General features: G+C 60.0%; 8 protein-coding genes. 4 read left to right on the top strand and 4 right to left on the bottom strand.

Annotation, left to right across the window (positions count from 1 at the left end; genetic code table 11):
* The first annotated feature begins 116 nt into the window (after positions 1-116).
* From mfd to AACY19_RS13610, 3 genes are read left to right on the top strand one after another with little or no spacing between them, the layout of a single operon-like run.
* Positions 117-3,566 carry a transcription-repair coupling factor gene (gene mfd / locus AACY19_RS13620; RefSeq protein ID WP_339450927.1) on the top strand — a complete coding sequence of 1,150 codons (3,450 nt, stop codon included), beginning with the start codon at positions 117-119 and terminating at the stop codon, positions 3,564-3,566.
* Between the two features lie 10 nt (positions 3,567-3,576).
* The gene (locus AACY19_RS13615; protein ID WP_339450925.1) at positions 3,577-4,143 is read left to right on the top strand and encodes a CsiV family protein; all 567 of its coding nucleotides are present in this window, start codon (positions 3,577-3,579) and stop codon (positions 4,141-4,143) included.
* Positions 4,144-4,154: 11 nt separating this feature from the next.
* Positions 4,155-6,845 carry a DEAD/DEAH box helicase gene (locus AACY19_RS13610; RefSeq protein WP_339450923.1) on the top strand — a complete coding sequence of 897 codons (2,691 nt, stop codon included), beginning with the start codon at positions 4,155-4,157 and terminating at the stop codon, positions 6,843-6,845.
* Between the two features lie 75 nt (positions 6,846-6,920).
* On the opposite strand, the gene AACY19_RS13605 is transcribed toward AACY19_RS13610, so the two are convergent.
* From AACY19_RS13605 to AACY19_RS13590, 4 genes are all read right to left on the bottom strand, one after another.
* Positions 6,921-10,214: a DEAD/DEAH box helicase gene (locus AACY19_RS13605; protein WP_339450921.1), complete on the bottom strand. Its 3,294-nt coding sequence runs from the start codon at positions 10,212-10,214 to the stop codon at positions 6,921-6,923.
* A gap of 9 nt (positions 10,215-10,223) precedes the next feature.
* The gene (locus AACY19_RS13600) at positions 10,224-10,961 is read right to left on the bottom strand and encodes an S-methyl-5'-thioinosine phosphorylase (protein WP_339450919.1); all 738 of its coding nucleotides are present in this window, start codon (positions 10,959-10,961) and stop codon (positions 10,224-10,226) included.
* 12 nt (positions 10,962-10,973) lie between these two features.
* Positions 10,974-11,984 carry a beta-N-acetylhexosaminidase gene (gene nagZ, locus AACY19_RS13595; RefSeq protein WP_339450917.1) on the bottom strand — a complete coding sequence of 337 codons (1,011 nt, stop codon included), beginning with the start codon at positions 11,982-11,984 and terminating at the stop codon, positions 10,974-10,976.
* 158 nt (positions 11,985-12,142) lie between these two features.
* A complete protein-coding gene (locus AACY19_RS13590; RefSeq protein ID WP_339450915.1) occupies positions 12,143-12,850 on the bottom strand; it encodes a TetR/AcrR family transcriptional regulator in 708 nt (235 codons plus the stop codon).
* Positions 12,851-13,079: 229 nt separating this feature from the next.
* On the opposite strand from AACY19_RS13590, the gene lexA reads away from it, so the two are divergent.
* Entirely contained in the window at positions 13,080-13,688 is a 609-nt protein-coding gene (gene lexA / locus AACY19_RS13585) for a transcriptional repressor LexA (protein WP_003226590.1), read from the top strand.

Genomic DNA, 13,688 nt, shown 5'->3' with positions numbered 1-13,688 from the left:
GGTTACCACTACATTTCGCCAAATCCGCGAAGATAGACGTAGTCTGCAACTGACAGGCGGCACCGGACGCCGCTACAATTACCGACTTTGTCGCAAAGCCTGGAGCTCAACCTTCCGTGCCCGTTCTGCGTCTACCGCTACTCCCTGCCGAGGCAGGTAAACAGCATTGGGGCAATTTGCCCGGTGCTGCCCTCAGCCTGGCGATTGCCGAGGCTGCCAGCGCTGCCAAGCGCTTCACCCTGCTACTGACCGCCGACAGCCAGAGCGCTGAACGACTGGAACAGGAGCTGAGTTTCTTCGCCCCGGATTTGCCCGTTCTGCATTTCCCAGACTGGGAAACCCTGCCCTACGACCTGTTCTCGCCGCACCAGGACATCATTTCCCAGCGCATCGCCAGCTTGTACAGGCTGCCGGAGCTGGCCCATGGCGTGCTGGTGGTGCCGATCACTACCGCCCTGCACCGTCTCGCGCCGACCAAATTCCTGCTCGGCAGCAGCCTGGTGCTGGATGTCGGCCAGAAACTTGATGTCGAACAGATGCGCTCGCGCCTCGAAGCCAGTGGCTATCGCTACGTCGACACGGTCTACGAGCACGGCGAATTCACCGTGCGTGGCGCACTGATCGATCTGTTCCCGATGGGCAGCAAACTGCCCTATCGCATCGATCTGTTCGACGACGAAATCGAAACCCTGCGCACCTTCGACCCGGAAAACCAGCGCTCCATCGACAAGGTCGATTCGGTCAAGCTGCTGCCGGCCCGCGAGTTTCCTCTTCAGAAAGACGCGGTCACCCGCTTCAAGGCACGGTTTCGCGAGCGCTTCGACGTCGACTTCCGTCGCTGCCCGATCTTCCAGGACCTGAGCAGCGGGATTACCCCGGCGGGGATCGAGTACTACCTGCCGCTGTTCTTCGACGAAACCTCGACCCTGTTCGACTACCTGCCGCAAGACACGCAAGTGTTCTCCCTGCCAGGCATCGAGCAAGCGGCGGAAAACTTCTGGAACGACGTGCGCAATCGCTATGAAGAGCGCCGCGTCGATCCTTCGCGTCCTTTATTGCCACCTGCGGAATTGTTCCTGCCGGTAGAGGACTGCTTCGCCCGCTTGAAAAACTGGCCGCGCGTGGTTGCCAGTCAACAGGACGTGGAAAGCGGCGCCGGCCGCGAGCGCTTCCCGGCACAGGCACTGCCGAATCTGGCAATCGAAGCCAAAGCCACACAACCGCTGGCAGCGCTGTCGGCGTTCCTCGATGAGTTCCCCGGTCGGGTGTTGTTCACCGCCGAATCGGCGGGCCGTCGCGAAGTGCTGCTCGAGCTCCTTGATCGACTGAAGCTGCGCCCGAAAACAGTCGACAGCTGGCCGGACTTTGTCGCCAGCAAGGATCGTCTGGCGATCACCATTGCCCCGCTCGACGAAGGCCTGATGCTGGATGACCCGGCGCTGGCACTGGTCGCGGAAAGCCCGCTGTTCGGTCAGCGCGTGATGCAGCGCCGGCGTCGCGAGAAACGTGCCGACGGCAACAACGATGCGGTGATCAAGAATCTCACTGAGCTGCGCGAAGGCGCGCCGGTGGTGCACATCGATCACGGTGTCGGGCGCTATCTGGGCCTGACGATTCTGGAAATCGACAATCAGGCTGCCGAGTTCCTCACCCTGGAATACGCCGAGAACGCCAAGCTCTACGTGCCGGTGGCCAACCTGCATTTGATCGCCCGCTACACCGGGAGCGACGACTCGCTGGCCCCACTGCACCGCCTCGGCTCCGAGACCTGGCAGAAAGCCAAGCGCAAAGCCGCCGAACAAGTGCGCGATGTCGCTGCCGAACTGCTCGACATCTATGCACGCCGCGCCGCTCGCGAAGGTTATGCGTTCGCCGATCCCAAAGCCGATTACGCAACGTTCAGCGCTGGCTTCCCGTTCGAAGAAACCCCGGACCAGCAATCGACCATCGAAGCCGTGCGCGAAGATATGCTCGCGCCAAAACCGATGGATCGACTGGTCTGCGGCGACGTCGGTTTCGGCAAGACCGAAGTGGCCATGCGCGCGGCATTCATCGCCGTGCACGGTGGCCGCCAGGTGGCGATTCTGGTGCCGACCACCCTGCTCGCCCAGCAGCACTACAACAGCTTCCGCGACCGTTTCGCCGACTGGCCTGTGACCGTGGAGGTGATGAGCCGCTTCAAGTCGGCGAAGGAAGTGAATGCGGCAATCGCGGATCTTGCCGAGGGCAAGATCGACATCGTCATCGGCACTCACAAGCTGCTGTCCGATGATGTGAAGATCAAAAACCTCGGGCTGGTGATCATCGACGAAGAACACCGCTTCGGTGTCCGTCAGAAAGAACAGCTCAAGGCCCTGCGCAGCGAAGTCGACATCCTCACACTGACCGCCACGCCGATTCCGCGCACATTGAACATGGCGGTGTCGGGTATGCGCGACCTGTCGATCATTGCCACGCCGCCAGCGCGGCGTCTGTCGGTGCGCACCTTCGTCATGGAGCAGAACAAGAGCACGGTCAAGGAAGCCCTGCTGCGCGAACTGTTGCGTGGCGGCCAGGTTTACTACTTGCACAACGATGTGAAGACCATCGAAAAATGCGCCGCCGACCTCGCCGAACTGGTACCGGAAGCGCGTATCGGCATCGGCCACGGGCAGATGCGCGAGCGCGAACTCGAACAGGTGATGAGCGACTTCTACCACAAGCGCTTCAACGTGCTGATCGCCTCGACCATCATCGAGACCGGCATCGACGTGCCGAGCGCGAACACCATCATCATCGAGCGCGCCGACAAGTTCGGCCTGGCGCAACTGCACCAGTTGCGTGGTCGCGTTGGCCGCAGTCACCACCAGGCTTACGCGTACCTGCTGACGCCGCCGCGCCAGCAAATCACCTCGGATGCGGAAAAGCGTCTGGAGGCCATCGCCAACACCCAGGATCTCGGCGCCGGTTTCGTGCTGGCGACCAACGACCTGGAAATCCGTGGCGCCGGCGAACTGCTCGGTGACGGTCAGAGCGGGCAGATTCAGGCCGTTGGCTTCACGCTCTATATGGAGATGCTGGAACGCGCGGTGAAATCGATCCGCAAAGGCGAGCAACCGAATCTCGATCAACCGCTGGGCGGTGGCCCGGAGGTCAACCTGCGAGTGCCGGCGCTGATTCCGGAAGACTATCTGCCGGATGTTCACGCCCGTCTGATTCTGTACAAGCGCATCGCGTCGGCCACCGATGAAGAAGGCCTGAAGGATCTGCAAGTCGAGATGATCGACCGTTTCGGCCTGCTGCCGGAGCCGACCAAGAACCTTGTGCGCATCACCGCGCTGAAGTTGCAGGCCGAGCAATTGGGCATCAAGAAGGTCGATGGCGGGCCGCAAGGTGGCCGTATCGAATTCGAAGCGCAGACACCGGTTGACCCGATGACCCTGATCAAATTGATCCAGAGCCAGCCAAAACGCTACAAATTCGAAGGCGCCACGATGTTCAAATTCCAGGTGCCAATGGAACGCCCGGAAGAGCGCTTTAATACTGTAGAGGCGCTGTTTGAGCGCCTCCTCCCGAAATCTGTTTGAAGGACGCCCAATGCGCCTGTTTCGCTCTCTGACCCTGCTGCTGACTTTCGTAGCACCGATGGCATTTGCCGATGACCTGTATCAGGTCGAAATGATTCTGGTCCGCCAGAACGCCGTGCCGGCCATCGTCAGCCGTGCCGCGCCGGAAGACTGGGCTGCCGGTGCCCAGCGCCTGGGCGATGACAGCAAGCGCACGCCCGCGCTGAATGATGTGGTGAGCAGACTTACCGCCAGCGGCGACTACAGCGTGCTGATGCACAAGGCCTGGCAGCAGACTCTCGGTGAAGCACCGGCGAAAGTGGCCGTCAGCGACGGTCAGGAGCAATTCGGCCAGTTCCCGATCGAGGGTACGCTGGAAATGAAACTCGGCCGCTTCACCGATGTGAACGCCGATTTCTGGGTCAATCAGATCGACGCCAACGGCTTGGTCACCGCCAGCGAGCGGCTGAAACAGGACAGCCACACCAAGAACGGCCAGCTCAACTACCTCGACAACGGCCACTTGGCCCTGCTGATCAAGATCACTTCCCTGACCGCGCCTGCGCCACGGGAAGCACCTGAAGTCGTTCCGGACTGATCGAAGTCCTCATGAACCCGCCGCTGAGTAAACCGTTGGCGCCCTCCTGGGTCAGCCGATTCAAGGAACAGAGCCTGGAGCGTGGCCGCCGCTACGCCCTGGAAAACCGGGTTCGCATCGCGCAAGTCGGCGATGCAACCATCACCGCCAGTTGCGAAGGCTCTGGCGGTAACGTCTACCGTCAGACCATTCACCTGCGCGAGTCAGCCAAAGGCACCTTGCTGCTGGTGGATGCCGGCTGCACCTGCCCGGTTCGCAGCAACTGCAAACACTGCGCAGCGGTATTGCTGAAAGTGCAGGAAACCCTCGACTACCCCGCCGCCGCCAAAGACGCCGAGCTATTGGAAAAACTGCAAGCCGTGCTGGAAAACCGTGGGCCGAAAGCGCCACCGCAAGTGCTGGTGGACAACGTGCAACCGGTGCCACGCCTGTGGCTGGCCAGCGTCGAATTCAGCGCTTTCGAACCGCGTAACGGCAAGATGCAGCGCTATATTCAGCATCGCGCGGCGTTGTCGTTCAGTTATCTGGACGAATACGTCAGCGGGCAGAAACACAGCGATATCCTGATTCGCCAGGAAACCCAGACGCTGCGGATAAAACGTCACCCGGATGTCGAACAGTCCTACCGCGAACAGTTAAGAATCCTCGGTTTCCGCATTGCCACACGCCAGAGCAAAGCCCTGCCGGAAAGCGCCGGCGAGCTCTACGAGATGGTCAACGACAGCGCTTGGCTGACCTTCACCCTCAACGATCTGCCGAAGCTACGCAATCAAGGCTGGGAATTGCAGATCGACGAGGAGTTCGGCTTTGATCTGACCGCGGTAGATGACTGGTACGCCACGGTCGAACAGGCGCCGGAGCGCGACTGGTTTGATCTTGAGCTGGGAATCATCGTCAACGGCGAGCGCCTGAGCCTGCTGCCGATTCTGCTCAACCTGATGCGCTCGCACGCGGAGATTCTCAACCCGGAACGCTTGGCTCGCCGCCGCGATGATGAACTGATTCTGGTGAATATTGCGCAGCGCAACAGCGAGCACGGGCCGTTGCAAGTCGCGCTGCCGCTGGGGCGGTTGAAACCGGTATTGATGACGCTCGGCGAGTTTTATTTGCAGGAACCGGGCGAAACCACCTTGCGTCTGAGCAAGGCGGATGCCACGCGCCTCAATTCGCTCGAAGGTCTGCCGCTGCTGTGGGAGGGTGGCGAGCAGATCCGCACGTTCGCGCAGCGCCTGCGCGACATTCGTGATTTCAGTGCCGAGGCGCCGGAAGGTCTGAATGCGACGCTGCGCCCGTATCAGCTCGAAGGCTTGAGCTGGATGCAATCGCTGCGGCAACTGGAAGTCGGCGGAATCCTCGCAGATGACATGGGTTTGGGTAAAACCCTACAGACCCTGGCGCATATTCTCAGCGAGAAAAATGCCGGGCGCCTGGATCGCCCGTGCATGGTGGTGATGCCGACCAGCCTGATCCCGAACTGGCTCGATGAGGCGGCACACTTCACGCCGCAACTGAACGTGGTCGCGCTGTACGGTGCCAGTCGCAAAAAGCACTTCGACCACCTGGCCGACTTCGACCTGATCCTCACCACCTACGCCTTGCTGCCCAAGGATGTCGAACATCTGGCCAAGCAACCACTGCATGTACTGGTGCTGGACGAAGCGCAATACATCAAGAACCCGAACAGCAAAGCCGCACAAGCGGCCCGCGAGCTGAATGCACGCCAGCGCCTGTGCCTGAGCGGCACGCCGCTGGAAAACCACTTGGGCGAGCTGTGGTCACTGTTCCACTTCCTGCTGCCGGGCTGGCTCGGCGACGTGAAAGGCTTCAACGCCGATTACCGCGTACCGATTGAAAAGCGCGGCAGCGAAGTCAGACTGCAGCACCTCAACGGTAGGATAAAACCCTTTCTGTTACGTCGAACCAAAGAGCAGGTGGCCACCGAACTGCCGCCGAAAACCGAAATCATCCACTGGGTCGACCTCAACGAAGCGCAGCGTGATGTGTACGAAACGATGCGCCTGGCGATGGACAAGAAAGTCCGCGACGAGATCACCCGCAAAGGCGTCGCGCGCAGTCAGATCATCATTCTTGAAGCGTTGCTCAAACTGCGTCAGGTCTGCTGCGATTTGCGCCTGGTCAACGACGCTCCCCTGCCCACTCGCGGCAGCACCTCGGGCAAGCTCGACAGCCTGATGGAAATGCTTGAGGAACTGTTCGAGGAAGGTCGGCGGATTCTGCTGTTTTCGCAGTTCACCTCAATGCTGTCACTGATCGAGGACGAGCTGAAAAAACGTAACGTGTCCTATGCGCTGTTGACCGGCCAGACCCGTGATCGGCGCACGCCGGTCAAGGAGTTCCAGAGCGGCAAGCGTCAGATTTTTCTGATCAGCCTGAAGGCCGGTGGCGTCGGTTTGAACCTGACCGAAGCGGACACGGTGATTCACTACGACCCTTGGTGGAATCCGGCAACCGAGAATCAGGCGACCGACCGCGCGTATCGGATTGGCCAGGAAAAACCGGTATTCGTCTACAAGATGATTGCCCGCGGCACGGTGGAAGAGAAGATTCAGCACCTGCAAAAGGAAAAATCCGACTTGGCGGCGGGCGTGCTGGATGGGCGCAAGGCCGGGGACTGGAAGTTGCAGAGTGATGATATTGAAGCGCTGTTTGCGCCGTTGCCGGATAAGTCCGACAAGCGTTGAGATCTGCGTCGCCAGATAGCAAGCTAGCCCTGCTAGCGAATGGGGTCACCTCGGTTTAACGCTCAGAACCGAAGCTCAGTCCTTGGAAACAGGCAACGGCGCAAACAGCGCCTCAATGTCGCTCTGCTCCAATTTCCAGCCACCCGTCGTCCCGCCCTCAAGCACCGCTCCGGCCAACGCCGCTTTCTCCTGTTGCAGCGCCTGTATTTTTTCCTCCACCGTGCCGCGAGCGATCAGCTTGTAAACGAACACCGGGTTGTTTTGCCCGATTCGATACGCCCGATCAGTGGCCTGATTCTCCACCGCCGGATTCCACCAAGGGTCGAAGTGAATCACCGTGTCCGCAGCGGTCAGGTTCAAACCGGTACCCCCGGCCTTCAAACTGATCAGAAACAGCGGCACCTTGCCGCCCTGAAAATCCTTCACCGGCGTGCGTCGATCCGTGGTTTCACCGGTCAGCAGCGAATAGCCAATGTCACGTTGCTGCAATTCTTCCTCGATCAAGGCGAGCATCGAGGTGAACTGCGAAAACAACAGGATCCGCCGACCTTCGCCGAGCAGCTCTTCAAGCATTTCCATCAAGCTGACCAACTTGCCACTGCCGGAGCGCAGCGCCTTCGCCGTCAGCGGCATGTTGATCAGGCGCAAGTCGCAACAGACCTGACGCAGCTTGAGCAATGCATCAAGAATGATGATCTGACTGCGCGCCACGCCACTGCGGGCAATTTCCTCGCGCACTTTTTTGTCCATCGCCACACGAACGGTTTCATAGACGTCGCGCTGGCCGTCGCTGAGATCGACCCAATGGACAATTTCGGTTTTCGGTGGCAATTCAGTGGCGACCTGATCCTTTTTGCGGCGCAGCAAAAACGGCTTGATGCGCGCTGTCAGGTGCTGCATGCGCTGAACATTGCCGTGCTTCTCGATTGGCGTGCGGTAATCGCGATTGAAGGACTTGCTGTCGCCGAGCCAACCGGGCATGAGGAAATGAAACTGCGACCAAAGCTCGCCCAAGTGGTTTTCCAATGGCGTGCCGCTCAGGCACAAGCGCTGACGGGCCTGCAAGTCGCGCGCAGCCTGCGCAGCTTTGCTGAGCGGGTTCTTGATGTTCTGCGCTTCGTCGAGAATAAGCACGCTCCACGTCTGCGACTGCAAGGCCTCCAGATCCCTCGGCAACAACGCGTAAGTAGTCAGTACCAAATCATACTCAGCCAGATCAGCAAAATCCTTTTGCCGCCCCGAGCCGTGCAGCGCCAATACTTTCAACTGGGGGGTGAAACGCTCGGCCTCGTCGAGCCAGTTGGGAATCAGGCTGGTCGGCATCACCGCCAGTGCCGGGAAATCGAGGCGTCCGGCATGTTTTTCCGTGAGCAGATGCGCCAAGGTTTGCAGCGTTTTGCCCAGCCCCATGTCATCGCCCAGAATGCCGCCTACTTCAAGCTCGCGCAGGGTTTGCATCCAGTTCAGACCTTCGAGCTGATACGGGCGCAGTTGCGCGTTAAGGCCGGCCGGCGCAGCGACGTGGGTGTGACTGGAGTTCTGCAGGCGCTTGGCAAAGGTGCGCAGCCGCTCGCCACCCTGCCAATCCAGCGGTACGCCATCGAGCATACTCAAGCGCGCGGCGTCCGGGACACTCAAGCGCAGTGCATCGCCCTGATGACTGCCCAGGTACAACTCGCCCAGCGTGGCCATTAGCGGTTTGACCCGGCTCAGCGGCAGCGCGACCTTGGCGCCCGATGGGTCGCCAAAACCGCTGGGTTTCAGTTCTATCAGGAGTTTTTCGTCATCGCTGCGTTGTGCCAGATTGTCCGGGTCCAGCAAGCGCGGCTGGGTGCGCAACAAGTGCAGAATGATCGGTAGCAAGCTGTAGCGCTGGCCATTGACGACAATACCCAACTGCAAATCAAACCACTGATGGCCAGCCTCTTCCTCAACCTCGGCGTACCAATGCTCGACTGGCTGCACATTGAAATGAAAGCCGGGACTGATCTCGACGTCCCAGTTCAAGGCGCGCAGCGTGGCAAGCCCTTCGTGCATAAACTCGAGCCAGGCGGAATCATCCGGCAAGGTGAACATCTCGCCGGGACGATCCAGCGAACTCTTGCGGGTGGCTTTCTTGAAGCCGTGCTTTTGCAAAATCTGGCGCAGTTTCTTTTCCACCGCAGGCTGGCGTTGAATGCGCTGGGTTTCGGTACCGTTGAGGATCATTACTTCCGGGTTGCGATCCACCGTCGGCTGGCCGTTGTAGGTAAACACCAGAGCGGCGCGGTGCTCAAGAATGTATTCCCAGCGTGATCGCTCCCGACCGCTGACGAGGATGAGTTGCGGCTGCGGAAGTACGTCGTCGATGACTCGTTCGGTCAGTTGGTGGGGTGGCGGGATTCTCGTCGCGGCGCTCAAGCGATGGCTGAACTGCATCGCCTGACGCGCTGGAATGTCCGGCGCCAGAGTCAAATGGCTGGCCAGTTTTTCTTCCAGCTCATTGAACAGAGGGCCAATCTGCCGCTGTTCACGATCCAGGTAATAAAGCGGCTCCAGTGCCAGAACGGTTTCCTGCGCGGCCTCGGCACTGCTCCACTGCGCGCGGAACCCGCCGTCGGCCTGCTCGACCCAGGCGAACTGGCCTATGCGTTTCGATCCCGACACCAACGGTCGCAGATCCACGAAATCGAGGAAAAGCCGCGAGGTGCGCAGGAGCATTTCCAGCAGTTCAGCACCGCTGCTGCCTTCCAGCGGATAGCCGCTGTAATAGGCGTGGTGGGAGTGCATGGCAACCAGCAGCCTGGCGACGCGCAGATCCAGCTCGGACAGGTAGCCGGGCTGACGCATGAGCATTTCCGCTAGCGAATATATCGGTTTGACTTCACGTAACTCGCCGCTCTTGAGCTGGGCGACCTTGAAAATATCGAGCAGCCACTTGCCGCTCACTGACGTTGGCTTGAGCTTGTAAAACAGGCGCGTGCCTGCGGTTTGCGCGCCTTCTTCGGCAGGCTTGGCCGGCACGGGAATTGTCGAAAGCCAATGTTCCAGCGCCCGCCCCAACTGGATCTGTGCGTCACTTTCAGACGCTTCATGATCACTGCCCTGCAGGTGATAGAGCACCGCAGCGCAGTGTTTGCAGTCGATTGAGACAGGACAGGTGCATAGGCAACGCAAGTTGACGGAACCCAGCCGATCTTCGGGCAGATAAATGCTTTGTTCATACGCCTGATTTTCCGAACCGACGCAGAACGCCTCGATCTTCCTGTCATCGATCTCGATGATCTCTACCCGATCATCGGCGGCATAAGCCCGGGCCTTGGCCAGCGCGCTGCTAGTAAATGCCCGGGGCCAAGCCAACGACTTAAGCCGTTCGATGAGCATGCTCATGGGCAGTCCTTAGCCGGCCAGCACACGGGCCAACACCGATTTCACCTTGCCGATGCCATCGTGCAATGCCTGTTCGATCTCGGCCATGGTGATCACTTGCGCGGTCTTGCCCGCTGCAGGGTTCACCACCAGCGCCAGACAGGCGTACTCCAGCCCCAGCTCGCGGGCCAGCGCCGCTTCCGGCATGCCGGTCATGCCGACGATGTCGCAGCCATCACGCTCCAGGCGCACGATCTCCGCGACCGTTTCCAGACGCGGGCCCTGGGTGCATGCATACACACCCTGATCGCTGTATTCGCAGCCTTCGGCGGCGACCGCAGCAATCAATTGCTGACGCAGCGGTTCGCTGTAGGGAAAACTGAAGTCGATGTGCGTGACGTGCTCCAGATCATCGGCGAAAAAGGTATGTTCACGCCCACTGGTGTAGTCGACGATCTGGTGCGGCACGCAGAAATGCCCGGTGCCCATGGCCGAATGAATTCCGCCCACGGCATTCACCGCGATGATCGCTTCGGCGCCGGCCTGTTTCAGCGCCCACACGTTGGCGCGGTAGTTGACCTTGTGCGGCGCAAAACGATGCGGATGGCCGTGGCGGGCAAGGAACAGCACGTCCTTGCCGGCGTACTCGCCAACCTGCACTTCTGCCGACGGTGCGCCGTAGGGCGTGTCCACCGCCAGTGATTGACGAATGGTCAAGCCTTCCAGCTGGGTCAGTCCGGTGCCACCGATGATTGCGTAAGCCGTCATAACGAAAACTCCTTAATCGATCAGTTGAGCGTCCTTGAGCGCGCCGATAGCGGTTAGCCAACGCGGATCCTGACGGTAATCAGTGCTGGCGAATGCCTGACCGCGCATGCGGCCGATGCGCGCGGACGGCTTGACTTTCATGCGTTGTGCGGCGCTCAGGGCCAGTTCGGCAGCCGCTCGGTCGTTGCACACCAGGCCCATGTCGCAGCCGGCGGTCAGCGCGGCTTCGATACGACTGGCAGCGTCGCCGACCACGTGGGCGCCGGCCATCGACAAGTCGTCGCTGAAAATCACCCCGTCGAATTGCAACTCACCGCGCAGGATGTCCTGAAGCCAACGCCTGGAGAAACCGGCTGGCTGCGAATCGACCTGCGGATAGATGACGTGCGCCGGCATGATCGCGGCCAGTTGTTTGCTGAGTCTGGCGAAAGGCACGAGGTCATTGGCGCGGATCTCGTCGAGGCTGCGCTCGTCATTCGGGATTGCCACATGGGAATCCGCTTCCGCCCAGCCGTGACCGGGGAAGTGTTTGCCGGTGGCGGCCATGCCCGCGCTGTTCATGCCGCGAATGAATGCACCGGCGAGCAATGCGGCGCGCTGCGGGTCACCTTCGAATGAACGCGTGCCGACCACAGCGCTGCGCTGGTAATCGAGATCGAGTACGGGTGCGAAGCTCAGGTCGAGGCCGACCGCCAGCACTTCAGTCGCCATGATCCAGCCGCACTGCTCAGCGAGGTATTCGGCATTCGGGTTATCGGCGATGGCGCGCATGGCCGGCAGACGGACGAAGCCTTGGCGCAGGCGCTGCACACGACCGCCCTCCTGATCCACCGCCAGCAGCAGATCCGGGCGAATCGCACGAATGGCTGCGCTGAGCTCGCGCACCTGACGCGGATGCTCGATGTTGCGCGCAAAAATGATCAGGCCGCCCACTTCGGGCTGACGTAACAATTGGCGATCTTCAGCCGTCAGCCAGGTACCGGCGACGTCCACCATCAACGAGCCTTGCAGGCCAGCAGTCATAGAGATTCCTTGAAAACAAAAAACCCGATCCGCAGGAAATCGCTACCGTGAGCCATGCTCGGCAGGTCAGCAATTTCTATGGAGATCGGGTTCAGAACGAGAGTCGGCATGGGCGGCTAGCTTAGCGGATACCAGCAGCCGCGCCCACCCGTGCGCGGTTAAACCTTGGCAGCGACCGGCGTTGACTTGCTGCGCGGACGCAGTTGCGCAGAAGCCATCGCCGTGTCGGTTACGCCGGTTTCAGCACGCATACCGGCGGCGAGAAACGGCACCATCAGGCGCATCACCTGCTCGATTGAAGTGTTGACGCCGAAATCCGTCTCGGCAATGGCGCGCAATGCCTTGATACCGGACATGCTGAACGCGGCGGCGCCGAGCATGAAGTGCACGCGCCAGAACAGCTCAATCGGCGGAATACGTGGCGCGGCTTCGTTGACCAACAACATGTAGCGGCGGAATACCTTGCCGTACATGTCTTCCAGATAACGACGCAAGTGACCTTGGCTCTGGCTGAATGCGAGCCCGAGCAAACGCATGAAGATCGACAGATCGTTGCCGCTGCGCGGCTGCACGACAAGGGCTTGCTCGACGAGGATTTCCAGCAACTCCTCGAGCGTCGGCTTGCTATCGGGCTTGGCCTGACGCCGTTCCAGCTCTTTATCGAGGCTGATGCAGAACGGACCGAGGAAGCGCGAGAACACTGCCTGAATCAGCGCTTTCTTCGAACCGAAATGGTAGTTCACCGCTGCCAGGTTGACGCCAGCCTTGCTGGTGATCAAACGCAATGAGGTTTCAGCGAAACCTTTTTCCGCGAACAACTGCTCGGCAGCATCAAGAATGCGTTCAACGGTTTCCGACTGGGCCATGGCTACTCCGCCTGACAAACACTTGTTTGAAACATACGTTTCAGCCTGTGCCTTGTCAAGCCTGCCAGTTCGTTTTGGGAATGGTCGGTCAGCTATTTAACCACACAAGACCACCGCATTAATAAGCGCGCCCGCCGACCGTCCGGCGGCGAGGAAAAAAACGGCCATTGCCAAGACCGCTTCACTGTATATAATCCCAGTCACTGTATAAAAAGACAGAGCGATCAATATGCTAAAGCTGACGCCACGCCAAGCCGAGATTCTGGCCTTTATCAAACGCTGCCTCGAAGACAACGGGTACCCGCCAACCCGCGCGGAAATCGCTCAGGAACTGGGCTTCAAGTCGCCGAACGCGGCTGAAGAACATCTCAAGGCACTGGCCCGAAAAGGCGCCATCGAGATGACACCCGGCGCTTCCCGCGGCATCCGCATCCCAGGCTTCGAAGCCAAGGCTGACGATTCCACCCTGCCGATCATTGGCCGGGTCGCCGCCGGTGCTCCGATTCTCGCCCAACAGCACATCGAAGAATCATGCAACATCAATCCTGCCTTCTTTCATCCGCGCGCCGATTACCTCTTACGCGTACACGGCATGAGCATGAAGGACATCGGCATTTTCGATGGTGACCTGCTGGCTGTTCACACCACCCGCGAAGCACGTAATGGCCAGGTCGTCGTCGCCCGTATCGGCGATGAAGTGACGGTCAAACGCTTCAAGCGTGAAGGCAGCAAGGTCTGGCTGATTGCCGAAAATCCCGAATTCGCCCCTATCGAAGTCGACCTGAAAGATCAGGAACTGGTGATCGAAGGCTTGAGTGTCGGCGTAATCCGCCGTTAA

Source organism: Pseudomonas sp. EA_5y_Pfl2_R50 (assembly GCF_963970475.1).
GTDB lineage: Bacteria > Pseudomonadota > Gammaproteobacteria > Pseudomonadales > Pseudomonadaceae > Aquipseudomonas.
Note: the sequence above shows the minus strand (reverse complement) of the source record. Positions and strands in the feature narration are given on the sequence as shown.